Genomic DNA, 25,631 nt, shown 5'->3' with positions numbered 1-25,631 from the left:
CATCCTTCCCCTCCTCGGGCCCGGCGCGGACCATCGCGCCGGGCCCGAGCCATGCCATCACCACACCGTGTCGCCCGCACCACGAAAACTGCTGGCAGAAACAGCCGCTGATGCGGGCGCAGCCGCTGGCAAACGCGCGGGATCTGACAACGGATCTGACAGCGGCCGACCGTCGTACCCCCGCACGCCGTGCGGCCGTCCGCCCGACACCCGCTCTGACCTGCTGTCCCGTCTCATCGGATCTGGTTCGCGCTGGTCAGGTGGAGAGCGGCGGCTGACGGGTCCGGTGAGATGGGTGGTGCGGTTGTCTCATCGGATCTGGCTCGTGGGGCTGCTGTTTTCTCGTCTCAGCGTTGTTGGTCCCATTCCGCGCGTCGGCGTTGTCTGGTGACGTAGTCGCGGACGGTGCCGTAGGAGACTTCGGCGTCGTGCTCGTCAACGAGGGTCATCCAGATCGACCAGATGGTGACGGACGGGTTGTTGATCAGGGGATCGATGTGGTGACGGAACGGTTGGAGGCTGGGGAAGCTCTTCGAGGTGGCCCTCGGCTGTTCGACGCGGGCGAGCGCCTTGATGATCGTGCGGCTGGTGACGCCGAACGTCTTTCTGAGGGTTCGGATGCTGAAGGTGGTGCGGGCTTCGGCTCGGATGGCTTCGAACAGCTTCTCCTGTGCGGCGTCGCGGGTCAGCCGGCGGGCGCGGACCTGTCGTGGGCGGGGTGCGGCTTGGAGGTCGGGGAAGGTGTGCAGGAGTGCTTCGACGGTGCGTCCAGTGGCGGCCGCGAGGCGTGGAGCCCGGACGGAGCCGGTGTATTGCGGCGGCTGACATAGGTAGCTGCGTAGCTGGCTGGGGCGCAGGTGGTTGGCTCGGGCGAGACGACGAATGTAGGCGTTGACCGTTTCGGGTGGTCGAGGCCGGACGGGGATTGGCAGTGGCGCCGGCAGCGGGGATGGCGGGTCGAGCAGGCTGGTCATGAGCTCGGCGCCGGAACGTAGTCGGCGGCGGTGTCGATGTTGATGTCGTGCAGGCTTTGCCTGGTGAGTTGCTCGCTGCCGTCGAGGATGGCTTGGATGGCGGCGCTGCGGATCAGCCGGAGCAGGCTGCCGATCATGCCGCCGGTGCGTTGGTGCAGGTATTTGTTCAGGCCCGGCAGTGTTCCTGGGGTGTGCTGGTGCAGGCGGAGGCTGTCGTCGACTGCTGCGAGCAGGGCGGTCCACTCCTGGCCGGGTGGGAACGCGCTGGTGCGGATCATGCCGAAGCGTCCGGCGATCTGTTCGCCGCGGGGACCGGAGAGCAGTCCGGCGCGTTCGACGTCGATGCCGGCGTAAACGAACGTGGCGGGGATGCGTTCGGCGAAGTATTTCAGCGTGTCGGAGGCCTCGGCGCCGTAGCGGGTGCTGAGGCTGATGTTGTGGATCTCGTCGACGCAGACCAGGCTGGTGCGGGCATCGACGCAGACCCCGCAGACCGCCTCGACGATGTCGGTCATGTTGGATTTGCCGAAGACGGGCAGGCCGAGGAAACGGGCGAACTCGACGGCGATCATGCGATGGGTCGCGGCTGGCGGTGTGGTGATGTAGAGCGCCGGGATGTCGGTGTGGCCGTGCGGGAACCGCTGGTGATGGACGAGCTCGATGGTCTTGCCGAGCTGGGTCAGGGCCGTGGTCTTGCCAGTGCGAGCGGGTCCGGAGATGATCAGCCCGCCGCGGCCGAAGTCGGCGAACCGGTTGATATAGGTCAGTCGCCGGCCCTGGGTGATGACCTGCCGGATCGCCGAGGTCGTGATCACCACCAGGCGGGAATGGTGGGCCAGCCGGGCCTCATCGTAGGTTCGGCGGCCGGTGGCGTCCGCCGGTGGTGCGGCAGGTAAGTCGGGCGGGACCGCGTCGTCGAGAACGAACCGGCGCCAGCCGCTGAGTGTGGTCAGCTGACGGACGCCGGTCTCGTCGGCGGTGTCGGCGGCCCAGCGCCGCCAGGGATCGAGGGTTCTGCGGTTGGTCACCATGGGCGGCGGGCCTCCTCAGCGGGGTCGAAGACACGCAGCGGGATCACCTTGCCCGGTTGCGGCTCGTCGGTGTCCGGCTCCGGGGCGGGTGGATGTTGCCGCGGGACCGGCCGGTTCTCGCTGGTGGCCGCGGTGCGGGCGGCGACCCGCCGGTCTCGGGCCGACAGGGCGGGCTGTGGCGGACCGTTGTTGGCTTTGGCCAGCAGCCGATGGACGGCGTCGGCGACGGCGGTCTCGTCGGGTTTCGGTCCCAGACCTGCGCGGACGTGGTTCCAGGCGAGTTCCCCGAACGGGATCGGGGCCCTGGACAGGTGCTTCCAGGTGGCCTGCAGCCATCGGCTCGCACTGTTCGGCCGGTGATCACGGACCCAGACGTGAGCGACGTCGTAAGGGTCGTAGTGGATCTCCCAGAGGTCGCGGCGGCTGGCGATCCCGGACGGCTGGCGGCGGATCGGATTGAGCACGGCCGAGTCGTAGGTCCGGTTGTTGATCTTCAGGCCGCCGGCGCTGACTCGCCGCCAGGTCGCCGGGAGCAGCTCGATGTAGTCGTCGGCGGTCATGGCGACCGGGACGTAGCCGGCGGCCTCGACCAGGGCCGCGTACTTCTCGTTCGGGGTGAACGCCCGGCCCGGGGTCTGCGGATCACGCAGTCCGTCGTGCGGCCGGTTCTGCCATCCGGCGATGAGCCACTCGTCCAGCAAGGCTTGCAACTCGAGCATCGTCCAGAGCGGCTGCTGATCGACGCGGAAACCGCGGTGCTCCGCCGACCGGCCGACGAACCCGGACACGAACTGAGCGAACAGGGTGCCGACAGAGGCGAACAACCGCTCGACGTGTGGCTTGTTCGCCCCGGACGCGGGATGGGTCGGCTGGAAGCTGATGCCCAGGAACCGGCAGGACGAGCGGAAATTGTTCGAGATGAACACCTTGCCCTGGTCGCAGACGATCGTGTCCGGGATGATCACCGGCCGGGCCGCCGCGTGCTCAAGGCGCTCGTCGACGGCCAGCAGCCGCCGGTGCGGCAGCACCGAGTAGGCCATCCGCAGCGCGTCGACCCAGCCCGGCCGCATCGGCTCCGGCGTCACGGACCTGGCCAGCAACACCGACGCGTCGACCGCTTTGGTCGTCGGTGTCAGCACCGCCGCGGTGACCGTCCTCGTGGCGACGTCGATCATGCCGGTCAGTTCCACCCGGCCGACGATCCCGTTAGGCAGCAGCACCAACACGTCCAACGGTGTGGTGTCGATCTGCACCACCTCGCCCGGCGCGTCGACCGGCAGATGCGAGAACGGCTTGTCCGGCTGACCGGCCAACGATCGCCGGGTGCGCGCCGAGCCGGTGGTGTGCTTGTCCGACAACTGCGCGACCAGCCGGTAGCACGTCGACCTCGGTGGCATCGGCGGCGCCTGATCGCCGTGTTCCTGGACCAGCAGCTGCCCGGCGCGCCAGATCAGATAGCTGACCGTCCGCGTGGACGCATCAACGGTCTCGTCGATCGCCGCGCGCAGCGCGGCGATCACCTTCTGATCAGCGCGAGAAGCCGTGGACGGGTGCCGTGCCCGGTGCCGGCCATCGACCAGACCGGCCAGCCCTTGCGCCTCGTAACGCTGCCGCTGACGACGGACCGTGCGCGCCGACGTCAGATAGCCCGACGCGGTCAACTCATCGGCCTTAGCCCGCTCCCTGGCCACCATCGTCGTCAACGCCACGTCGTACTGCGGCTTCGGACCGGCGTCCACCGGGTCGTCCGCGACGCCGCGTATCACCTCCAGCACGTGCCGTTCCCACCAGCGGGCCTGCTGCATCACGTCCTTCGGCAGGCCGACCAGCCAGGACGACGCCGGCACTCGCGCCGAGGTCGCGGCGCCCAGCACCGTGAAGTCGGGATCCGACTGCAGTTCGCTCAGCCGCACCGCCTGCTCCGGTGTCCGCATCGAGTCGTCGCCGAGCACCACCAGCGTTCCTGACACTCGCAGCACCGTGAAGTAGTCGCCGCGGAACCGAACTCGATCACCGCATCCCAGGAACCCGCCCCGACGCGCGCCGGTCACCGCTGCCCACCAGGCCCCGGTCGCACGATCGTCGCCGAGTTCAGAACGGCCGCGTTCAGATCTGTGACCAGGACCTGTCGCCAGAGCAGGTGGAACAGCACCGGCAGACTGACCAGCGGATCCGCGACGGCACTCGCGCCGGTCCGCAGCGGCAAGCCATCGCGGAAGCCGTCCAGCAGCGCTGACCGGACGTCGTCATCGCCGCGATGCCGTGGATGCCGGTATCTCGACAGCCAGCGCAGGTTGCGTGACCAGACCAGATCGAGCGCACCGACCCGCCGATACTGCCAGCCGACCAGCTCACACGCCCGTGCCGCCGCGGTGAACGCCTCGGCATCACGCGGCGGGATCCGGTCGTCCGGGCGGACATCGATCACGACGCCGCCGCCGTCGGCCAGCCGGACGAAGTAGTCCGGAGCATGTCGCCGCCACCGGTTGTTCTGCCGCCATCGCAACCACATCGGCTGCGATGCCATCCCCACCACGTCCGCGTCGAAGTCCAACTGCATCAGCTGGTCGCGTTCCAGCCACGACTCGAACCCGACCAGCCGGTCCACCGTCGCCGACCACCACCAGCCCGGGAAGTTGCGCTGCTTCTTGAACGACGGGAACGACCTCACCGGCGCGGCGTCCTCGAACCGGGCGTTCCACAGCTCTGTCAGATCTCCCGACAGCCGCTGACCAGCACTGTCAGAAAACTCGACCAGGAACTCCGCCTGCCGAGGAACCCGAACCGCAGCCGTCATCGCCCCACCCGAAATCGCCCAAAGCCGAATATCCGGCCCAGATCACTCGAAACGTATCTGACAGCGAGGACAAACCCAATGGGACGCGGACAGATTCACTGAGACGGGACACCTGCCTTGTCAGATCCCTGGCGGTGTTGTCAGAGCCCTGTCAGATCGGGGGGTGTTCGCCACGTCTGACAAAGCCCGGTTGGTAGGTGTACCGGTCGCGGGCCGGCGATCGACAGCGCGGCACGGTCGGCGGCAAGGTAGGTGCCCGCCGGCAGCGTCGGCGCTCGGCAGTCGTGTGCGGCGCCAGTCCGTACCAGGTGCAGTGCCGGCGGTCCCGGACGACCATGCCGCCGCTTACGGCACTGTCGCGGCCGTGGGCGGCAGTGCCGAGGCTGCCGAGGTTCGTCGCGAGCGTGTGCCGTACCGGTGGCGCGCCGGCACTGCCGCGGAGTTGCCCCGGGCATAGCCCGCGGACTGCTGGTTGTGCCGGCTGGTGGCGGTCGGGTTGGGGGCGGTGCGGCCGGCAGTGCTGTGGTCCCTTTCCGGGTCGGTCTTGAGACTGCCCCCGACACGGACCTCGTTGCCTTCTGTCAATGCAGGACAAGGCGGCTGCGACAGATTCCCGTCCTGCTCAGAAAGACCTCTCGGGTCTTCTCTCATAGGGGCCTGCATTCCATGTTCACCATCAACTTCCGTATCGAAAAGAATTGAGAACTCCGCTGTGCCTGACCGCGTTCTCCGCGCGCAGTCCGTGCTGACCGCCCGCGACCACCTCCTGCTGGAATGGCTGCACGACCACGGTGTGCTGACCACGTTCCAGATCACGCATGCCCTGTTCCCGTCTCTGGATTTCGCCCAACGCCGCCTCACCCGCCTGACCAGCATTGGTGTGGTGGACCGGTTCCGGCCGTTCAAACTCGACGGTGGCTCGTTTCCCTACCACTATGTGATCGACCAGTTGGGCGCGGAGATCGTTGCCGCGCAACGCGACGAACCGCCACCCCGGCCCGGCTACGGCCGCGCCCGCCGCCGGCGGTGGACCTCCACCCGCACGATCGAGCACCGGCTCGGGGTCAACGGGTTCTTCACCGACCTCGCCGGCTATGCCCGCTCCCACCCCGGCCACGCGCTGGTGCGGTGGTGGCCGGAGTCCCGATGCGCGCAGCCGGGCGCGTTCACCCGCCGCGACGACCCGATCGACCTGAAGGCCCGGCCGACCCAGGTGCACCCCGACGGGCACGGCATCTGGCAGACCAACGGCCAACAGCTGCCGTTCTTCCTGGAGTACGACACCGGCACCGAGCCGATCACCGAACTGGCCCGCAAACTCGCCGGCTACTACACGTTGATGGTGCGCGGCGGGCCGGCCTGGCCGGTGCTGTTCTGGCTGCACGCCACCGACCGCGCCCTTCACCTGCACCAGGAAATCGCCGAACTGAACCTGCCGGACCTGCCGGTGGCCACCGGCACCCGCGACCACGCCACCGCTTACGGGCTGGACCCGGCTGACCGGGTGTGGTGGCTGCACGGGCACCGCGGCCTGCTCACCCTCGCCGAGATGTTCGCCGTCATCCCCGGTCTGGAAGACGAAGAACCCGAAACCGGCTGACCCGCCTCTGAGGTCAGCACGCCAACCGCTGCCGCCGCCCCGCAACGTCGGGCGGCGGCAGCGCCTGTCTGGGCGCCGGCCGCCCGGCGGCATTCGACGCCGCCGGGCGGCACTTCACCCCTTACGCCGCGAGCGCGGCGTCAAATCTGGAGGTACCGGTCGTGACGACCACCCACCCGAATCCGTTCACCGTCCCCTCACCCAAACCGATCCCTGCCGACCTGTCGCTCTACGAACTCCGGCGGACCACCGGCCGGGATCGCTGGGCGATCCTGATGATCGCCGAGCACCGGATCCTGACCACGGCCCAGCTCACCGCGTTGGGCTTCCACCCCGACCCGGCCGGGACCGAACGCCGGCTGCGGATCCTTGCCCGCCGTGGCTGGCTGGACCGCTTCTCGATCGGCCCGACCCGCACCAACACCATCGAGACGGTGTGGTGCCTCGGCCCGCTCGGCGCGGTCATGGCCACACCACCGGCCGATCCGATCCCCAGCCCGGCCCGCACCTACCGGCAGCAGCAGCGGCTGTGGGCGAATCCGCACCTTGCCGAGCTGTGGGATCTCAACCAGTTCTTCGTCGACCTCGCCACCCACGCCCGCAGAACCGACGCGACGGATCTGCGGGCCTGGTGGTCACCGCGCACCTGCCACGGCGTACTCGCCCCGGACCGGAACCCCGCCTGGCACGGCGAGTACATCCACCACGGCGGGCGGCACGGGTTCTGGCTCGAACCCGACCCCGGCGACACCCCCATCCCGGCCCTGGCGAACCGGGTCCACCGCTACCCGCCCAAAGCCGAGCGGACCGGCCTGGCCACGCTGCTGTACCGGGCAACCGACCCGGACCGAGAAGCCGCCCTGCACCGGCAGTTGGCGCGGCTCAACCTGCACCAGCTGACCGTCGCCACCACCCACCCCGACGCCGGTCACCCCGCCGACAAGGCGTGGCGGCCGGTCGGGGCGACCGGCCGGGTGGCGTTGCACCAGTTCCCGCGCACAGAGCAGTTGGAACACCCCAACGACCAGGCGCTGTTCCTCGACGCGGCGAACCTCGCCGTACACCCCATCCACGACCCGAACCGCCCCGGCGACGAATCCATCGTCGACGGCGAATACTCCTACACCCGGCAGCCGTAACACCCACCCGCTCGGGCCTGTCCGCCATCAACGCGGACAGGCCCGAGCCGTACGGGCATGACCTGTTGTCCCGCCGTACCGGCCTCTCGCCCTACCGGGCGGCAGCGAGCCGGACGAGGCGGCCTCGGGCGCTCGCCGGCCGCTATGACACGCCGGCAGCACCTCACACGCACGCCGGGCCGGAGCCCGCGCATCCGGCGCGCGTCGCGAGGCCAAGCCCCGCGAACCGCAGCCGCGGCATCGGCGCCCGACCGCTGCGCCTTCGACGGCGCCGCCCAGACGACACCAACATCGACCAGAACCGCAAGGAGCCACGTTGAGTAACAACCGACGAAGCCGGACCAGCCGACCCGCTCGTCCCGAACCGGGCGGCGAGGTGACCTGGACGCCGGACGCGATCTGTGCCCTCGGCGCGTCCACCAACCTGCACACCGCGGCGCAGATCTTCGGCCTCGCGATGAGCACCGCCTACCTACTGGTCAAACGCGGCCAGTTCCCCGTCCCGGTCATCCGCGTGGGCGCCCAGTACCGGGTACCCGTCCAGCCCATCATCGCCGCCCTGCGCCTCGAGTCCGGACCCGACCAACCTCCGTAATCGGCCCGGTGCGCGCCGACCTACCCCAAAACGACCCGCTCACCCGCACGCGTCGTGAACCGCGACTTGGTGGTCTCGGCAAGGCACGCGTTCATGTTCATCGACAAATCCGCTGCCCCACCCGGGACGGCGCCAAACCCCATCTTGACCAGGAGAAAACCCGTTGTCGGAAGGATCCATCTCCAAACGCTGCGGCTGCCGCGACCCGAGCAGCCGCAAACTGTCGGGCAACACCTGCCCCAAGCTCCGCCGCCCGAACGGCACGTGGAGCCCCGACCACGGCCTGTGGCAGTACCAGCTCGAACTTCCCGTCACCGCCACCGGCGCTCGGCGGCAGCTACGCCGCGGCAGCTTCGACAGCTACCGCGCCGCCGCCGACGAACTCGACCACGCCCGCCAACTGTTGGCCCTAGCCGGCCGCGACCGGGACCGCCGCACCGAGGTGGCCGACCTGATGCAGGCCGCCGTCAAGGCCCGGCAGCCGCTGCCCGACCTGGACAGCATCCGGACCCGGCTACGCGCCAACGTCGCCCTGGCCGAGGCGCCGACCGTGGCCGGCTACCTCACCGAATGGCTCGCCGGCCTGAAGATCGACGAGAACACGATTCGCGGGTACGAGTCGCATGTGCGGTTCCACCTCATCCCGCACCTCGGCGACATCCGTCTGGACAAGCTCAAGGCCCGCCACATCAAGGCCATGTTCACCGCGATCGAAGCCCGCAACGCCGAGATCCGCGCCGCGAAGGCCAGCGACGACCTACACGTCCGCGACAGCGTGCGCGGGGTACGCCTGACCGGGCCGGCCACCCGCCATGGCATCCGCGCCACCCTGCGCAAGGCCATCAACGACGCCCTCGCCGAGGAGCTCATCGCCGGGATCACCAACCCGGCCACCCTCGTCAAAACCCCGAGCGGGCGGACCCGGCCGATCGTGTGGGAGCCCGAACGCGTCGCCCGATGGCAGCAGACCGGCCAGGTACCCGGGCCGGTCATGGTCTGGACCGACGACCTGCTCGTCCAGTTCCTGGAGTACGCCGCCGAACATGATCCGGACCTGCACCCGATGTACCACTTCATGGCCTACCGCGGACCCCGCCGCGGCGAAGCGTGCGGCCTGCTCGACGCCGAAGTCCGGCTGGCCAAGAAAGAGGTGACGATCAACAACCAGATCGCCACCCACGGCCGGACCACCCAACAGAAACCCCGAAGAGCGACGCCGGGAACCGGGACCTCGTCCTCGACGACGACACCGTCAAGGTCCTCACCGCGTACAAGGCCCGCCGCGCCGCCTGGAAACTCGCCGCCGGCACCGACTGGCCCGACACCGGCCTGTTCTTCGTCCGCCCCGACGGCCGGGCATGGCACCCCAACCTGGTAACCCAACGCTTCCGCCGACTGCTGCGCAAGGCCGGGCTGCCACCCATCCGGCCGCACGACCTGCGCCACGGCGCCGCCACCATGGCCCTCGACGCCGGCATCGACATCAAGGTCGTCTCCGAACAACTCGGCCACACCACCACCACACTCACCCGCGACACCTACACCAGCGTCGTCAAACGCCTCCACCACGAAGCCGCCGACGCGGTCGCCAACAAGATCAAACAGCGGCGACGCAAGACCGCCTGACGTACGTCGCAGCACTCGAGCGACGAGAGGAGAAGGCCCGTTGAAGTTCCCCCGGTTTTCCGGACGGGGACGTGTGGTGATCACGCTGCTCGTTGAGCGGGCGTGTGGTGGGTTTGTTCGTACTGTACGGGGCTGAGGTAGCCCAGGGCGGAGTGTCGCCGGGTCGGGTTGTACCAGGCGTTGATCCACTCGAAGATGGCGTTGGCGAGGTCGTCGCGGGTGCGCCAGGTGTGCCGGTCCAACAGTTCGGTTTGCAGGCTGGCGAAGAACGCTTCGGCCATGGCGTTGTCGTAGCAGTCGCCGATGCTGCCCATGGAGGCGAGGATCCCGGCGTCGCGGAGCCGTTTGCCGAAGATGTAGGAGGTGTACTGGGCGCCGTGGTCGCTGTGGTGGATCACGGTGCCGTCGGTGGGTCGGCGGGTCCAGGTGGCCATGTCCAGGGCGTCGCAGACCAATTCGGCTCGCATGTGGTCGCCGATGGCCCAGCCCACCACGCGGCGGGAGTACACGTCCAGGACGACGGCGAGGTAAAGCCAGCCCTGCCAGGTCATCTGCTGGGTGATGTCGGCGACCCAGAGCTGGTTGGGTTGCTCGGCGGTGAACTTGCGTGCGACCAGGTCGTCGGCGGGTGCCGCCTCGGGGTCGCGGACGGTGCAGCCGTGGAGCCGGCGGCGGTGGATGCCTTGCAGGCCAGCGTCTCTCATTAGCCGCTCGACCCGTTTACGTCCACAGTGGATTTTGTGGCCGAGCCGTAGTTCGGCGTGTACCCGCGGCGAGCCGTAGCTGCCGCGAGAGTCGGCGTGGATGTCGATGATCGCATTGGTCAGATAGGCGTCGTCCAGATCGCGGCCGGAGGGGCCGTTGGTGCGCCACTCGTGGAACCCGGAACGGGACACGCCCAGGGTGCGGCACAGCAGGGTGATCGGGTAGGTGGCCTTCTCCACCTCGATGAACCGGTAGATCATCGGGGTGGCAGAACGTTCTGTTGGGCGAAGAAGGCCGCGGCTTTTACCAAGATCTCCTTTTCCATCTCCAGCACCCGAACCTGACGGCGCAGCACACGAAGCTCCTCGCGTTCAGCGCCGGTCAGGCCCTCACGGTGCCCTTCCTCGACGTCGGCCTGGGACATCCAGTTCCGCAGGCACGACTCGGAGATCCCCAAACTCTTGGCCAGCTCGGCCACCGGCTTCTCACGCCGGCGCGCCAGTTCCACCGCACGACGGCGGAACTCCGCAGGATGTGGTGCGGGCATGTCCGGACTCCTCTCAGTGAGGACAACTGCTGCCCTCACACCTGGGTTGTCCGGAAACCGGGGGAACTTCACGTCCAGGTCACGCTGGGCGGGCCCTTTCCGTGTTTGCAGGTTCGCGTCTCCTGAGCGACAACTCAAACCTCAGTCCCGCTGCGACCGGCTACCTCTTGTCGAGTCCGGTTAGGCGGAACTCGTACCGGTCGGCCTCCCGGGCTACGGCACGGACCAGCAGTTGGAACGCCTCGGCGGTGAGCCCTTCTTTGGGTGTCCATCCGTGCGCCACCAGGCTGCCGTGGTTGTCGATCCGGAAGCCCACCAGTCGCGAGCGGCGGTTGCGCAGCCAGACGTCCTGGTATGGATCGTCCAGTTGGTGCGCGGTGGCGGAGTCGGCGATCTCGGCGGTGAGGAGGTAGATGTCGTCTGTCACATGGACCTGTACCTCATGCGAGCGTCCTCCGGCAAAGGCGACCCGGATCCGCCTGCGCTTGACGGTCAGGTCGGCGCTTTCGCAGAGCCGCTGCCAGTCATCCCGCGTGTCGAACATCTCGCTCCAACTCTGTCCGGAATTCCGCGAGCAGCGCGTCGCGGTCGGGAAGGTGCTGCTGCTCCAGGGCGTCGGCTTGGATGGTGACCCGGCGGACCAGAGCGCCGACGCGGGCCGCGTCGGATCCGGGGTCGGTGAGGATGACATCCTCTTCGACGGTGACATCGTAGGTTGCCTTGCCGCGGACCTTGACGACGCCGACCCGGATGGGCGTGCCGGCGGTTGATTCGAAGAGATCGCGCCAGTTCTGGCGTTGGTCGATCAGGCCGACCGGGCTGATGCACCGTACCGCGAGATGCTCGTCCTCCCAGCCGAGTTGGAGGCTGAACGGCTGGTGGCGGCCGCTGTTGAGCCTGGTGGTGCCGAGCAACAGACAGCCGGGTGGCTGAATCCGTTCCCACATCACTGTCACACCGGCCAGTGTGTGGTCGCTCAACGAGTGGAATCGGGAGATTTGCCGCCGGGCGCGTTCTTTGTCGACCGCCAGCGGCCGGTCGTCTCCGGCCAGGTGATCTTCGCGTACAGGGAAGGACGTGGTAAGGAGCGCAGTCGGTGGGGCTGGGATCTCGTCGTCGACCAACACCTCCTGGGATATGTCCAGATGGCTGTCGCCGCCATGGGGGGCTGCGAGACTGTGGTGCATGAGCCGGGTGAAGTCGTTCATGCGCCGCATCACCCGGCGGACCTGGAGCCGTTCGACGGTGTCCGCGAGGTGCGGGTAGTAGACCTGAAGGAGGTCCTCCCCATTCGGCGTGTCGTGGAGTTTGTTGAGCCTACGCTCGGTCTGTGATCGCACTCGGTCGATACGGCCGGTGCGTTGCTCGGTGGCCGAGGGCGTCCAGGCCAGGCCGTAGTGGTAGACCCGGGAGCAGAAGGTGTGCAGGTCCTCGCCTTCTTGGAGCAGATCGGTGGAGATCAGCACGAAGGGGTAGCCGGGCAGGCGGAACTGGTGGACCAGCCGGTGGTTGACCTTGCCCGTCATACCGCCGACCGGCTGCTGGGCGCCGAACAGTCGCCCGACTAGGGTGGGATTTCGTGCAGCGGTGCCTGCCGCACGTCCGGCAAGGTGGTGTCCAACACGAGGTCGTGGTTTTCGGCGAGGGCGGCTAGCTCGTCGTACGCAGCCCAGTCCCGGTCGTACAGTGACCGGTTCATCTGTCGTTGCAGGTCGTCGAGGTAGCTGGTGGCGACGGCGCTGTCGGGGTCGATAGCGGTGGCAGCGTCGAGCGTGGGCAGGTGATCGGCGACCGTAGCGTAGAGGTCGATGAAGGCGTGGCCCAGCCGGGCGGCGGCGGAGAGCAGTTGCGCGCGGACGTGCTGCTCGCGGAACGCATCGGCGGGCTCCGTGGCGGTTCCACCGCGCGGTGGGGGCCAGATCGCGTCGCGGAGTTCCTTGCGCTGCCGCAGCAGGGTGAAGAAGGTAGTGGTCTCCAGCAACTCTGGTTCGGCCTCGGCGGTTACCGGCGTACTGAGGCGGTACGTCCTGTACAGCTGTCGCCAGATTGTCTCGGCCATCGCCTGATGAGGTCCGTTATGGTGGGCCAGCAGTTCCAGCGCGGCGGCCTGCGCGGCGTCGAAACGGGCACCGCGGGTCGGTTGCTTCGCCCGGGTGAGGTAGTAGCGCGACAGTTGCCGCAGCTCAGCCTGTAGCGTGCGGTCCGGGCGGCCGAGCGCGGTGGCCAAGGCGGCGCTAACACCGCCGGCTGCGGCGCCGAGTACGGCCATGACGTGGTTGTCGTCGAAGAACGTCCCGAGCGGCCCGGCACGGTTGCGGAACCGCTCCTGGATGGTGGCGCCGCTGACGATGCTGGCCGGCCCGCGCCCGCGAAAGAACCAGGCGAAGAACGTGTCTGTGCCGCCCGTGTCGTCGTCCTCACCGTCCGGTGCGTCCATCGTGGACGGTGAGCGGTGGCGCAGCGACTGGCTCCGGTAGTCATCGACCGCCGCGGCAAGGGTGGCGCTGTGCCGTTCGGCGAGCCGTGCGCGTAGACGCGCTATGAGCCAATCGTCGTACGAGCGGTTCAGCTTCTGTCGCAGTTCGTCGACCGATGCGATCCGGCGTACGAAGACAAGACCTTTCCTACCCCACGCCACGACGACGCGAGGCTTTGCGCGAGCGCGTCCATCTTGGGGTGCGGCAACTCGGCGCCGAAGCGTCGCGAATAGGCCCTGGCGAGGCCATTTAGCATCCCGACGTCGAGGCCTTGCCGCTCCGTCGCGTCGGCGGTTTGGTCGGCGGCGTCGAAGGCGAATTCGTCGGCGGTGTCATCGTCCGGGTCCAGCCGGATCTTGGTTGTTTGCAGGAACGACTCGAACGACGCGAGCATGCCGATCTGGAATCTGGAGCCGAAGCGCTCGTGCCCCAGCAGTTCGCTGACCTTCTTCTGGACGAGCGCGACCGTAAGCCGCTGCCGGTCGTCGGTGATCCTGATCGGCTCGTCATAGGTGAGGACCCCGCCCTGGCGCCACTCGCGCCGGTAGAGATTCTTGGTCAGCCGATCTCCGGCCACCTCCAGGGAGGTGACCCGCCGGATGAGGAACTCGGCGACCGCGGCTCGCCGGTCCTCGTCGCCCGCAGCCCGGTCCTTCAGCGCCGGGAACGGGTCTGCGCGGCCGAAGACATCAAGCTGGTTCCACAGTTGGCGATAGTCGTCGTCAACGGGCGTGGCTGAAATCAACAGGACCTTGTCGGCGCGTGGGCCGTAGCGCGCCCGCAGCGGGTTCGCGGGTTGCGCCCCGGGCCGACCGAGCACGGTGGCAAGGACCCGGTTGCGAGACGAGACGTGCTCGCCCCAGCCGTGTTTGAGATTGTGTGCCTCGTCCACGATCACGAGGTCGAACCGCGGCAAGACGGTGTTGATGGCCTGCGCGATCCGGTTCTTGAGGTCCTCGGTGTTGGCCCGCAGGTCCAGGACCTGATCGGGCAGCCACGGAAGCTCAGCACGGAGGCGGTCGCGGAGCTTGCGGCGCTGCTGGGGATCACTGCGCATTGGCAAGCTGAAGCTGGGCAGCCGGACGAAGAAATCGCGGTCCGGGTCCACGGCGGTCTCCCGGACGAGTGTGAAGAGGTCTGGGCAGTGCACGAGTGGCCGAGCCGGCTCGCCGCTCGGCATCCGAGTGCGCAGGTCGTCGATACGCACGTTGTTCTTGGTGAAGACCCGCTGCTCCCGCTGCCACTTGGATTGGATGTTCTCTCGTGGGGCGATGACGAGCACCCGCAGGTCCGGCTGGTAGTGGCGCAGCAAGGCGACGACGCTGAGTGCCACATAGGTCTTGCCCATCCCGACCTCGTCGGCCAGGTAGGCGATGCCATGCCGGTGCAGGATGTTGTGTACGGCGACCGCGCCCTCGAGCTGGTCGGCCGCGCGCCGCGGGTTGTCTATCACTCCGTTGAGGTCCAGCAGGCGTTCCGCCGTCCCGACGCTGATCACGCAGGCACCGCCTCGGCCTCGCGCAGGAACCGCACCTCGTACCAGTCGAGGAATGAGGCCATCTGCTCGTCGTTCCGGGCAGTGATCTCGGCACGGAGGCGGGCGCGTACGGCGAGCGCGGTTTCCAGCCGCGCGACACCGCCTGGCTCACCGGCCCAGAACTCCGGCCGGTCACGCCGGACGCGATCGGCGAGTTGCTGCGCGCATAGCAGCATCAGGTAGCGGTCCAGCGGGTCACCCGCCGCGTCATCGGCGAGCCGTTCCACCAGTACGGGTAGCGAGTCGTACTTGGCGCCGAACATCCTGAACCGGGCCAGCTCCGCGCCGCCGTCCGCCAAGGCGCCGAGCACGGTGCGGGCCAGCGATCCGAACGCGTGGAACATGCCGGCGTGCCGGTCGAAGATTGAGTCGGCGGTGACGTCTTCCGTGAGGGGGCTGCTGAGCCTCTCGACCCCTTCGAAGTCGGCCAGCCGCTCGCCGTGCGCGGCGAGGACCGCCGCCCGCTGCGCCGGCGTGAGCAGCGACCAATACCGCAGGATGTCGGCCGGACTGAGGTCCAGGAGCAGAGAGGGTCGATAGGCCATACCCTCCTCCATGACGAGGATGATGCCCCACCGCTCTCCAGTCCGTAGCGTCAGGAAGCTGGTGGATCGCAGCCGATCACGCAGCGCCTCGCTGGCGGCAACCGGCAGCTCTGTCCGGGCCCCGGCCGGCAGGTCCGCCACGGTGAAGATCTGCACGCCGTTGGCGTACACGTCGATCTTTGGGCTTGGGTTTCTGCCGTCCCACATGGCCTCGGCTTGGCCGCTGTCCCAGTGGTATCGCACGACCAGCGGGATGACGGCAGTGTCCACACCGTCGTCTTCGGCTGCAACGTCGGCAAACAGCGGCCGTTCCTCGACAGGCTGGAGCCAGAACCGGCGGCGCGTACCGGCCGGTCCCTCGACCAAGACCGCGGTCTCGACGTTGCCGGCGGCCTGGTGCGCCGGTCGGGTCAGGTTGAAGGACCCGAGGACGACGACCTCGCGGTCGGTGGTGAACAACCGGTACATCTTGGCGTGCACCCGGCGCGGAGCCGCACTCCTGTCGCCTGCCGAGGTCAGTGTTCCCGGCAGCCGCCCCCATTGGCCACCCTCTTGGCGGACCCAGTCGAACAGCGACTCTCGGCAGCGCGCCGCGCCACCGTCCTCGGGTAGAAGGATCCGCCACCTGCGGGGCCGCACCAGGTCGAGCAGCGCGGCGAGGGGCTCGGAACTGTCCGCGTCGTCAAGGTACGGTGAGATGATCTCCAGGTTGGCTCCGGCGATGTCATCGGGTAGCAGGTCACGCAGCAGCTCAGCGAACGACCAGCCACCACGGCGGCCATTCGCCATGAAGTGCATGTGCAGTCGGCCCTGCGCCGAGCGGTGCGGCACGGGTTGGAGTTGTCGGACGAATTGACGGATCGTGTCGAGCGGGCCGTGCTCCGCGATCGTCCGCGACGATGCTCGAAGGCGGTCCAGGAAGTCGAGTAGACCCTCGCGCAGCCGCGACCGGCCGCCATCCGCGATCTCCTCGACGTGGGCGCACTCCACATTCTCCCACCAGCCGGCCTGCGTGAGATTCGCTGACGCCGTCATGACAAGCAGCGATCGCACCGCCGTGTCGGGATCCTCCACCAGCAAAAACAGGTTCTTCGAATGGAAGTAGCCCGTGCGCGGCCGTACCGGGATGCGCCGCACATCCAGGGACGCCGGTCCGCGGCCGCCCTCCTCGAGACCGCCCGGGTCGTAGTAGACCGCCACGCGGCCGGCCAGGGGCCGCAGTGCGTCCTCCAACTGCAGCTTGCGGACGCTAGCGACCTGGTGGAGTTGCAGGTCGAACAGGAGCGGAAGGACCTCCTGCTCGAAGAAGCCGGGATCGAAGCGGAACGTGCAGAACACCGCGGCTAGCACCGTCCGCCGGTTCAACCTTTCCCGCAGCGCCTCGCTCAGCACCGCGTTCGGGATCGTCTCGCTCACGGTCGCCCCTTCTGCAGGGTCGTCAGGATCGAACGCAGCGAAGGAATGAAATACGGATACCACCACAATTGGCGTACTTCGTCGGCGTCGAGAAGGGAGCCGGCCTCGTCGCCACGGAACTGTACGCGCACCCTGCCATTGCTGATGTCGAGCCAGGGCGCGGCGCCACCGCGGGCGCTCATCACCGCAGCATTGCGCCCGACCAACGCCGTCACCGCACCCGCATAGTCACCGTGATCAAGGGAGGTGGCGATTGCACGCCAATCCCCGGCCGGCAGCACCGATAGCGCCTCGGGGTGCACCGAGTCCAGCCGACCTCCCCACGCTTTCCGTACGTCGGCCGCGATCGCCTCGACCCGATCGCCGTCCCGGCCCAGCAGATAGGAGAACAGCGTGGTGGCCGGCGCGAGTACCGACTCGCAGGCTCCGATGTTCCGCAGAAGCCCGGCTACGTCCCCCAGCCTCCCTCATCCGCGTCGGCGGCCAGTTGTGCGATCACCGCCTGCGACAGCTGCTCCGACTCGGCAAGCCGCGCGCCAAGAATCGCGGCGAAGCGCACCTGCCGGCCGGAAGTGGGATCGGACGGTCCTCCCTGCACCAGGTGACGCTGGTAGAACCTCGCTTCGGCGGCACCGAGCCCAGCGTCGAACAGCGATGCCACCGCCGCGAGTCGCTGATTGGGCCGGACATCGAACGACACTGAGTCCTGCCCCAACGCCCGGACCAGGTCCCGTGCCTCCCGCCCCCACGCCTGCGCCAACCGAGGCATGTAGACATCGTCGACGAACGCAGCTGCCTCAGGCGTGAGCCGGACTGGGAATCCCGGTCGCACCAGGCCGGACACCCGCGCCGGCGCGGTGTAGTTGCCCAACAGGCCGTCCGTGCGCTGGTTGCCCAGGATTTGCTCCCCGGAATGGGCCGATAGCCGCACCCTTCCGCCGTCGGCCTTCGCAGCCGCCGTTCGGGCCGCGACACGCTGGTACCCGAAGAAGCCGCGATGCTCATGCACCACGTGTCGGGCGTACCCGACCATCTGCTCCCAGACCAGGAACGCGTTGGCTGCGGAGTCCGCCGCGTCATCGGCCGCGGTCTGCGCGGCTAGTCGCAGCCCAACGAGCAGCGTGGTGAAGCCGCGCAGCGACGATGTGACCGTGGTCAGGTTGCCAATCAGCGGGCGCCCTGCCGCGGCCCACACGCCCTGCGCGCCGAGCCCGTCCCGCGAGCCCTTGACCTTCGCACGAGGATCCATCGCGGACAGGAAGAACGTCATCCCGCCGGTGCCTCTGGTCGCACGCTTCGTAACGGCCGTAGCCATGACCCTCCATGAATAGCAGAGGCGTCGAGCCAACCACGTTCACCGGACCGGCCGCGACCACCCATCACCCATCGCTAACTACCTTTCGGGCACTGAGGTACCCCCAGACGTTGATGTGTCACGACGCTGGCGACCGCTGGATTTGTTTGCGGATACGGCGTCGCTTCGGACCGAGCGTGGGCGGAGCAGGGTGGCAGACCGTCCGGCTAGCGCCGCCGGGCTCATCGGTGCCTTGCGCTTGGCGACGGTCCGTCGCTCTCGGGGCGCTAGATCGAAGCTCTTCGGTCCGCTGGCCAAAGATGATCTCGGGTTCAAGGCGTAGCGACGGTTGGGGTCACGGGTATCGATCAGCCTCCGACACGAACTCCAACGCCATGCCAGTTCCGCAGACTGATCACCTGATCGGGATTGGCTCCCCCTCAAGCGTGTCGGTGGCTTGCTGCCTTCGGCAGGCCAAATTGGCGCACGGAATCTCCCACCATGTGGAGGACTCGCAGTCAGGCACTCGGAGAACAGATACTGACGCTTTCGTCGGGACCGCCGCCACAGATAGGCGTATGGGCAGTCTGGAGCATCCGAATACTTGCTGCCATAGTCGTTACCTTGCTATTAGTGTGGTACACCAAGCGTCGGTATTATCTCCCGCTCATCCGGTCGCATCGACGCACCAAGGTCTGGGAGTTGCCTGACTATCAGGTAAACATCCTTCAGCGCGGGGCCGGCCGAGGTGGCGGTAGTCGACTCGATCGCGGTCCGAGTCGAGAAAATGGAACCTCATAGGACAAATCCGGTCGACCGCGGCAATCTCGGCAGCAAGATCCACTGCGCCCTGGGAAGTTCTCCCTCGACGCCAGAGTGGAGGCACATCGCGATGACCGTCGTTACAGGACGAACAAACGCTTGGCCGTGCCTTCCTGATCGGCTAAACCCCTCCAGGCCCATATCGACGCCCTGACGTCGCCCTTGTCAGCAGGGAGGGCTACCCGCACTGGAGACTAGAAGCGGTTACCCGAGTCGTCCGTGTCGGTCGCCGTACGCTGGACTCGTGGCGGATGGCTGGCTTGGCTTGGACTGGGGGAACGTTCCTGCCTGGGTTGGGTCGGTCATGACCGGGTCGTCGCTGATGATCGCGGCATTCACATACCGGCGTAGCGTGGCCGAGCGAGCCCGGGAGCAGAGGGATCGTGAACGGGCACAGGCCGCGAAGGTGAGCGCATGGGTGGTCAACAGCCGACAGGCGCAAATCCGGAACGGCAACGATGTGGCCGTTGTGATCCAAGCGTTCTTCTCGGAGGGCAGCCTCTTGGCCGCAGCGGATCAGGTCTCTTTCGCACCTGGGCAGACACGCATACTACGCCTTCCGCACGACTATGAGCGGCTGGCGGACCGTTCCGGGCGACTTGCCCTCATCCCGGCTTTAGTGATCGTCGACTCTTCGGGACGAAGTTGGTTACGCACTGGTCAGGGCGGTCTGGAAGCTCTGACTTCAGATGGGCGCACGGCATTGGAGCGTAGACTCGCCGCAACAACGGTTCAGTTGACCTTGACTGATGTTTGATCAATTGTCGCTTCGTGGAGACTGCGTTGACGACGGGCTCTTGCGGTCCATTCGTCGTCCAGAACCGAACGCAGCTTCTGGACGAATGCTACTGGATCGTCGCGCTCGAACACTTGGCGTCCGTATGCTACGCCAGCTGCGCCGGCCTGGATTGCGGCTTGGGCCTTGGCAAGCGCTTCTGGGACGTCCGCCAGTCGTTCTCCGGCTATGACCACCGGTACGCCCATTGCTGCGGACAGCACGGTCTCGAACGATTCCACCGAGCCCGTGTAGATGGTCTTGACGGCTGATGCACCCAAGTCGACTGCGAGACGTACGCAGTGTCGGACAAGCCGTGTGAAGGCCTCCTGGTCGTTTTCACGGATGGTCAGGTAATTCTCGTCCGTCCCGTCGGCTTTGCGGCCACGCGGATAGGCGATCACCACCACGGGGATGCCTAGATCGTCTGCCTCGTGGGCGAGCCTTCCAAGCTCGCGCAGTCCTGCAGCCTCAAAGGGCGACGAGTGGTTGATGTGGTAGGCGATTGCCTGTGCACCGGCCCGGATCGCGTCCACCACTGTGCCCACCAGCACCTTGTGGGTGTGCTCGTTACGGACCGTACTCGCGCTTAGATTCATAATTATGGGCGTATTGCGGAGTTCCTTCTGGCAGGCAGTGAACGTTCCGCGGAAGCCAAGGACGCCGGTCAGGTGGTCGACAATCTCCTGCTCCAGCAGGGCGTTCGGGTGACGCAAGCCGGCCTCTGGGCCGGAGATAAGAGAATCGTCGAGCGGCAGCCAGAGTGCAGCCCTCGTGGGTGGCAGTAGCTGCTGCAGCCGTCTGGTCATCCCCATCTGAGCTAGCACGTGGACCTCCGCATGCACTCCCCGCCGCAACCTATTGGCGGTACGACACTGATCTTGCCACGGCGAAGCGTCTCCGTGCGGCAGACTCGCGCAGGCTACGCCGCGGCGGCGGCCGTGACACTCCGACGATTGGGCAGATCGTGTGGCGGGAGACGCCGGGTGACTCGGCTAGCCGAGGATGTCGGGGTGTCGTAGCGGACCATGACGGCGAAGACCTCGTCAACCGAGAACTGGTCGGCCAGGACCGCCAGCCTTCGGATGATCTCCGCGTCGTCGCTATCGGGGTCGGCAGCGAGCGTCGCGACCTCGCCCACTAGGTCCTCGGCGCCTGGCTGCGCCGCGTGCATCTGATCTTCCTCGGGCTTGCTTCTGCCGGTGTTGTCCGGCTCCTGGGAGGTCATGCGCGTCCTTCCGTGATCACGTATCGGAACCCCATGTCTTCGTTCTGTGCGTCGACGTCGCCACGACCACGGTACGCTGGGTGCGCACGCCAGCTTTCCTGCCGCCATGATCCACCCTTGACGATTCGCCGATTGTGGTCGCCCGGTGCATAGTAGTCGAATGCCCACTCGAAGACGTTTCCCAGGAGTTCGACTGGCAAGTTAAGCTCAGTCTGACGTGGCGTGGCGAATGTGCCGATTGGCGTAGTTGCAGGGTAGGCGAGATCGCGTGTGTTGCCAGCAATGCGGCCTACCTCGGCGGTATCGCTCAGGTCGAGTGAATAGAGGCACGCGGCCTCCCATTCGTGTTCGCTAGGTAAGCGCACCACAGCATCGAGAGCGCTGCCCAGCCACTTGCAGAAAGCGTTGGCCTCGAACCATGACACCCCCACAACAGGCTGGAGTGGATTCGTCAACTCTGCTCTGTCCCAGTACTTTGGCGTAATCGCTCGGCGACTTTGCACTCTACGCGCATGCTCCGCTATGTCAGCATCCTCCAAGCCAGCGAAGCGCACCAAGGCGGCAGCCCCAGCTGGAGTTGCGCGCCCGGAACGCAGGAGCTCGACGATGCGCTTAGGATGGCGACGGAGAACATCGCGGCGGCGCCTCCAGTCTGTTACAAACTGCTCGACCGTACGGCTCCGCATGCGCCATTCCCAACCCTCAGGGGTCCAAAACGCCTTTTCGTGGTACCCGCCGTCCTCGATGAATGCGAGGAACTCTGCGTTGGACACCGGAAAGCGCGACGCGCGGAACGACGGCAGCTCGATGATCCGGAACTCGCTTGCGCTGCCACGCCGCAGGCGATCGTCGCTTGAGCGCATCCCCAGACGCCATTCGCCGGCCGGGACCACCGCGAGGGCACGCAGGCTATCGTCTCGTGGATCTGGTAGGCGCCAACCGAGATCACCCAGGGCAGCGATGATTGCGCTGCGTTCGCCGTGTTCCCGCACGCGATCAAGCTCAGAACGGAGAGTGGCTATAATGTTCGCGGCCACCTGGGTGTCTGCCTCTTGGCGTGTGGACAGATATAGCCTGGCCGCGAGAACCGGATCTACGTCGACCAGCCGGTTCGGAAGCTCGACGCCGCGAAGCTGCGCCGCGAAATGGAATACCTCGTCGTAGCGATAGTCTACGTAGGTTGGTGGCGTAATGGTCTGTGGCGGAACTGCGGCCTCGGCGGACATCTGAGTGCGACTTCTGCGGAGCCCTCGCTCATCTTGTGCCAGGGTGACAATTTCGTTGACGCCGCTGCCCGATGCCGCAAATAGATGCTGTAACGAGGGGTGCACGAACCTAATCTTGGAGTCCTCCTCGACCAGTATGTGAAGATCCCGAACGGTGTCCAGTACGCGGTCTGAGTCCAGTACGGGATGCTTGATCTCATGAAGCGCCTCGGCTAGTACCTGGTCCGCGTCGTCACGCGGTATGGTCAACCGTGCCCGCCCACGTGGCTCGATGGGGAAGGTGAGAACCTTTGCTAGGGCGCCAAGGCTACGGATCAGTGGAATGGTGGCTAGGATCGGCCACGGGTCGCCAGTTCCCGATTCCCGAATATCTGCTAGACGCGCTGCGGCCGTCGCCGGTATGAGGTCCCTGTGGAAGTTCAAATTGTCGCGTTCACGGAGAATGGCTGCCGAGATATGGAATCCGAAGAGCTTAGCTCCAGTAGTAACTACGCCCGGTACTCCGGACTCTAGGTAGACGACCAAGCGGAACGGGTTCGAGTAAAGTTCAGCAAGTCCCGGATCAGCAGTCATGGCGTCGTCAAGCCGGCGCGCCGCCTCCGGGTCTTGCTGAGTAGCGATCGCTACGACGTACTGTTTCGATAGCGGAAGCATGCTGACCGCCGTCGGTCGATCGCCTCGCGGTCCTCGCAGGGGGATGAGCTGATCTCGAGTGCGGCAGGCGACCACGACGCGTCCCGCACCGCTTTCGAAGGCCTCCTCGATGACGTCGCGCCAATGGAACATCCACTGCTCTAGTGGCATCGCTCGGATACCGACATCGTTCAGGCCGTCAACCAGAACGGTGCCGCCATCGGCGAGAAATTGGTCGAACGTACACCAGCGGTGCACGTCTACCTTCTTCTGCCAGCGCTGGGATAGCCAGTCGAGGCTAATATTTGGCTGTGCTGGTTGCTCCGATAGCCCGACGTAGAACGAATTTGCCATCCATGAGTCCCCGGCGCGGATCGATCGAAGCGCCGCATGTGCATCGAAGTAGTGCAGTTGCTGGGTTTTTCCTGACCCCGGTTCGCCGAGCAGTAGAACTAGCCGCCTGGTGCGAGCGTCGGAGACCACATCGTCCAAGGATCGTGGTGCGGTAGGCGGGCTTGAGAGTTCATTCAGGCGGCCGATCCTTGGCCTGATGAAGGCGCGACTGTACCGGCTCATACTCCATCGGACAAGTCGTGACAGGTCGTAGTCTTGTCGACTGACTGCTGGAATTGGACGGCGAAGATCGTCGAACAGCCCTCTCGAGACCGGGACGATGCGCGGCAAATCGGTGGCGGCGAGCTGTTCGACGAGTGCGTGTCGGCTATCGGCGATACGCACACCGGGCAGTACTAGGTCAATTGGATACATGGTTGGTAGGCGAGCGAAGCTCGAGACAGCCGGCCGAAGCAGCTCACCGAGCGACCTGGCGAGGGCTCTCATGTCGCGTAGTTCACCGCTCCAGGAGACGGTAAGGCCGCTCGGCCAAGACTGAGGCGGGCGTATGCTGCGATGGACGGAACGCACAATGATGTGAAATTGAGATTTGTTTGCCAGCCGGATCCAGGTGGCTAGCTCCGTTGGCGACGGCTGAGGCTTGTGAGTTAGGAGAACCAGACATTCCCCAGACGGCTCGCTCTCCGCTGTGACCGCTATTGCGGTCTGTCCGGACTCGTTCAATCGGGCAATGAGTTCGTCGGCAGCCAGGAGGCTATCGCTCCACACTGCGAACCGGACCGTTTCCGGGCCCATGCTGAGTAACACGTCGGGCGACTCAGCCACGGTCGTACCCTTTCTATCTGGCTTGGATCCCCGTGTTGGCCCTCCGTGAGCGGCCATCCATACCGACCGCAGTTGTGTATGTCAAGTAAGCAGTCCGCCGTCTACCGGCACGGAGGCGCCGTTGATGAATCCGGCGGCGGGGCTGCAAAGATGCAGTGACGTCGAAGCTACCTCCTCGGGTGTTGCCATCCGCTTAGCGGGGATGAGTGCCCGGTATCCATCCAAGATCTCGGTAATCGTGTTTCCCTGACGCTGCGCCTTGTCCCCTGCGATACGGTTCATCATTCGAGACTCGACCGCACTCGGGCAGATCTCATTGCAAGTGATGCCGTGGGCTGCGTATTCCCGGGCGACGGTTTTGGTTAGGCCGCTGAGCCCGTGCTTCGTGGCGACGTAGGGTGCCCGATGTGTAGCCGCACGCAGGCTGTAAATCGAGCCGATGTTGACGATGCGCCCCCAGCCTCGATGGATCATGCCTGGCAGCACCGCCCGGATGAGAAGAAACGGTACCGTGAGGTTGACCCGTAGCATCTTCTCCCAGATCATCGGGTCCACTCGGTCTGTCAGCTCTTCCGACTCATTTATGCCGGCGTTGTTGATCAGGACATCGAAGTCATCGGAGGGAAGCGCGAACTGTGAAGCAAGATCGATGCGCAGCCCGGTTGCTGAATAGGTCGAACGCAGCCGCTGTGCGACCGGCTCGTTTTGGTTGTACTGAAAGAAGACCTGATAGCCGGCCTTGGCGAAGGCGGCTACCATCGCCTCTCCCAGCGATCCTGTGCCGCCGGTTATCAGGACACGAACGCCTGACGAAGCCCCATCGGGCGAGGGGTGCGCCATTTGGCCTCCAACATCGACCTACGTCTAGCTCCCGCGTAGTGTACCTGTTGCGCTGCGTGAAGATGCCTACGCTGGACGCGGGCAGAGGAGGACAGACAAGGCGGGCGGGCGAGACACAACCCGTGCTTCGTTGCCCGCACGAGCGGCATCGTTTCACGTTGGCGCGGAGCCTAGCGTGGCTGTAGGGCATGCCGGTGGAGGGGATTTGCTCCGGCTGTGCCAGCCGGCCCGACCATGAGCTGGTCAGCTAGGCGAGTATGGCTAACGACATCCCCAACGGCGCTCCGCACGGGATCTCGCCGACGTGCGTTCACGATACCCGTCGACGTGCCTGATGGATCCACGCGCCGTGCGCTCTTCTCGGCTCGGCTGGAGTCGCACTGACCGCCAAAAGGGCCTCGCCCCGTCCTCCCGTGGACGACCCTGCTTTGGGAGGTTAGGCCGCGACCTTGAGGAATTGGCTGGCGATCTCGTTCCGGTGGTCCGCGATTGCCTTCGTCTAGTCTTCTACGCTGGACCGGCTGCTTGTAAGCAATCCGAGAGCAACCGCAGTTGCAGTTGCCAGGTTGCTGCCGAGGTGAGTCCGATCCCCATCCAGCCGACAGCACACGACGCCCCACCGTGTACTGTCTATGTAGTGACGCC

At 66.5% G+C, this 25,631-nt stretch carries 21 protein-coding genes and 1 pseudogene; 6 read left to right on the top strand and 16 right to left on the bottom strand.

The genetic code is table 11. From position 1 onward, the window contains the following. Positions 1–347 precede the first annotated feature (347 nt). The 4 genes from Prum_RS16860 to Prum_RS16845 all read right to left on the bottom strand — a co-directional run bounded on the left by Prum_RS16860 (position 348) and on the right by Prum_RS16845 (position 4,802). Positions 348–974 carry a TniQ family protein gene (locus tag Prum_RS16860; protein WP_173077419.1) on the bottom strand — a complete coding sequence of 209 codons (627 nt, stop codon included), beginning with the start codon at positions 972–974 and terminating at the stop codon, positions 348–350. Beyond that, positions 971–1,792 carry an AAA family ATPase gene (locus Prum_RS16855; RefSeq protein ID WP_246277934.1) on the bottom strand — a complete coding sequence of 274 codons (822 nt, stop codon included), beginning with the start codon at positions 1,790–1,792 and terminating at the stop codon, positions 971–973. The genes Prum_RS16860 and Prum_RS16855 overlap by 4 nt, the downstream gene beginning before the upstream one ends. A 206-nt stretch (positions 1,793–1,998) precedes the next feature. Continuing rightward, on the bottom strand, positions 1,999–4,056 hold the full coding sequence (locus tag Prum_RS16850; protein WP_246277933.1) for a Mu transposase C-terminal domain-containing protein: 2,058 nt from the start codon (positions 4,054–4,056) through the stop codon (positions 1,999–2,001). Next, positions 4,053–4,802, bottom strand: coding sequence for a TnsA-like heteromeric transposase endonuclease subunit (locus tag Prum_RS16845; RefSeq protein ID WP_173077417.1), 750 nt, complete (start codon positions 4,800–4,802; stop codon positions 4,053–4,055). Before Prum_RS16845 ends, Prum_RS16850 begins: the two co-directional genes overlap by 4 nt. Positions 4,803–5,514: 712 nt before the next feature. Here Prum_RS16845 and Prum_RS16840 point away from each other — a divergent pair. The 5 genes and pseudogenes from Prum_RS16840 (at position 5,515) to Prum_RS51615 (ending at position 9,762) form a co-directional block, all read left to right on the top strand. Continuing rightward, on the top strand, positions 5,515–6,402 hold the full coding sequence (locus Prum_RS16840; RefSeq protein ID WP_173077416.1) for a replication-relaxation family protein: 888 nt from the start codon (positions 5,515–5,517) through the stop codon (positions 6,400–6,402). A 161-nt stretch (positions 6,403–6,563) separates the two neighbouring features. Beyond that, a complete protein-coding gene (locus Prum_RS16835; RefSeq protein WP_173077415.1) occupies positions 6,564–7,541 on the top strand; it encodes a replication-relaxation family protein in 978 nt (325 codons plus the stop codon). Positions 7,542–7,857: 316 nt separating this feature from the next. Further along, positions 7,858–8,136: a helix-turn-helix domain-containing protein gene (locus Prum_RS16830; protein WP_246277932.1), complete on the top strand. Its 279-nt coding sequence runs from the start codon at positions 7,858–7,860 to the stop codon at positions 8,134–8,136. Positions 8,137–8,590: 454 nt separating this feature from the next. After that, positions 8,591–8,770, top strand: a pseudogene (locus Prum_RS51620) (site-specific integrase); the annotation flags it as partial. 473 nt (positions 8,771–9,243) lie between these two features. After that, entirely contained in the window at positions 9,244–9,762 is a 519-nt protein-coding gene (locus tag Prum_RS51615; RefSeq protein WP_246277931.1) for a tyrosine-type recombinase/integrase, read from the top strand. An 80-nt stretch (positions 9,763–9,842) separates the two neighbouring features. On the opposite strand, the gene Prum_RS16820 is transcribed toward Prum_RS51615, so the two are convergent. From Prum_RS16820 to Prum_RS16780, 8 genes are all read right to left on the bottom strand, one after another. Continuing rightward, positions 9,843–11,014 (bottom strand): IS3 family transposase gene (locus Prum_RS16820; RefSeq protein ID WP_371871189.1). Its coding sequence is split into 2 segments (ribosomal slippage): positions 9,843–10,774 and positions 10,774–11,014, totalling 1,173 coding nucleotides; the frame shifts between segments, so codons are not numbered across the junction. 160 nt (positions 11,015–11,174) lie between these two features. Beyond that, positions 11,175–11,558, bottom strand: coding sequence for a YbjN domain-containing protein (locus Prum_RS16810; RefSeq protein ID WP_173077414.1), 384 nt, complete (start codon positions 11,556–11,558; stop codon positions 11,175–11,177). Then, positions 11,539–12,540: a helicase-related protein gene (locus Prum_RS16805; protein ID WP_173077413.1), complete on the bottom strand. Its 1,002-nt coding sequence runs from the start codon at positions 12,538–12,540 to the stop codon at positions 11,539–11,541. The genes Prum_RS16810 and Prum_RS16805 overlap by 20 nt, the downstream gene beginning before the upstream one ends. 38 nt (positions 12,541–12,578) lie before the next feature. Next, positions 12,579–13,652, bottom strand: coding sequence for a hypothetical protein (locus Prum_RS16800; protein WP_173077412.1), 1,074 nt, complete (start codon positions 13,650–13,652; stop codon positions 12,579–12,581). Continuing rightward, positions 13,580–14,989: a DEAD/DEAH box helicase family protein gene (locus tag Prum_RS16795; protein WP_173077411.1), complete on the bottom strand. Its 1,410-nt coding sequence runs from the start codon at positions 14,987–14,989 to the stop codon at positions 13,580–13,582. Before Prum_RS16795 ends, Prum_RS16800 begins: the two co-directional genes overlap by 73 nt. Then, entirely contained in the window at positions 14,986–16,989 is a 2,004-nt protein-coding gene (locus Prum_RS16790; protein ID WP_173077410.1) for a phospholipase D-like domain-containing protein, read from the bottom strand. Before Prum_RS16790 ends, Prum_RS16795 begins: the two co-directional genes overlap by 4 nt. Beyond that, complete coding sequence (locus Prum_RS16785) at positions 16,986–17,291, bottom strand: hypothetical protein (RefSeq protein WP_173077409.1); 306 nt, start codon at positions 17,289–17,291, stop codon at positions 16,986–16,988. Before Prum_RS16785 ends, Prum_RS16790 begins: the two co-directional genes overlap by 4 nt. A gap of 146 nt (positions 17,292–17,437) precedes the next feature. Further along, entirely contained in the window at positions 17,438–18,259 is an 822-nt protein-coding gene (locus Prum_RS16780) for a hypothetical protein (protein WP_173077408.1), read from the bottom strand. 1,090 nt (positions 18,260–19,349) lie between these two features. On the opposite strand from Prum_RS16780, the gene Prum_RS16775 reads away from it, so the two are divergent. After that, positions 19,350–19,862, top strand: coding sequence for a hypothetical protein (locus Prum_RS16775; protein WP_173077407.1), 513 nt, complete (start codon positions 19,350–19,352; stop codon positions 19,860–19,862). Here the strand turns inward: Prum_RS16775 and Prum_RS16770 are convergent. The 4 genes from Prum_RS16770 to Prum_RS16755 all read right to left on the bottom strand — a co-directional run bounded on the left by Prum_RS16770 (position 19,838) and on the right by Prum_RS16755 (position 24,986). Continuing rightward, on the bottom strand, positions 19,838–20,689 hold the full coding sequence (locus Prum_RS16770) for a class I fructose-bisphosphate aldolase (RefSeq protein ID WP_173077406.1): 852 nt from the start codon (positions 20,687–20,689) through the stop codon (positions 19,838–19,840). The two genes, Prum_RS16775 and Prum_RS16770, sit on opposite strands and share 25 nt — an antisense overlap. 113 nt (positions 20,690–20,802) lie before the next feature. Further along, positions 20,803–21,108 carry a hypothetical protein gene (locus tag Prum_RS16765; protein ID WP_173077405.1) on the bottom strand — a complete coding sequence of 102 codons (306 nt, stop codon included), beginning with the start codon at positions 21,106–21,108 and terminating at the stop codon, positions 20,803–20,805. Then, positions 21,105–23,450: an SUMF1/EgtB/PvdO family nonheme iron enzyme gene (locus Prum_RS16760; RefSeq protein WP_246278582.1), complete on the bottom strand. Its 2,346-nt coding sequence runs from the start codon at positions 23,448–23,450 to the stop codon at positions 21,105–21,107. Before Prum_RS16760 ends, Prum_RS16765 begins: the two co-directional genes overlap by 4 nt. Before the next feature lie 777 nt (positions 23,451–24,227). Next, complete coding sequence (locus Prum_RS16755) at positions 24,228–24,986, bottom strand: SDR family oxidoreductase (RefSeq protein ID WP_281368927.1); 759 nt, start codon at positions 24,984–24,986, stop codon at positions 24,228–24,230. Between the last annotated feature and the right edge of the window lie 645 nt (positions 24,987–25,631).

This window comes from Phytohabitans rumicis (assembly GCF_011764445.1).
GTDB classification, from domain to species: domain Bacteria; phylum Actinomycetota; class Actinomycetes; order Mycobacteriales; family Micromonosporaceae; genus Phytohabitans; species Phytohabitans rumicis.
Note: the sequence above shows the minus strand (reverse complement) of the source record. Positions and strands in the feature narration are given on the sequence as shown.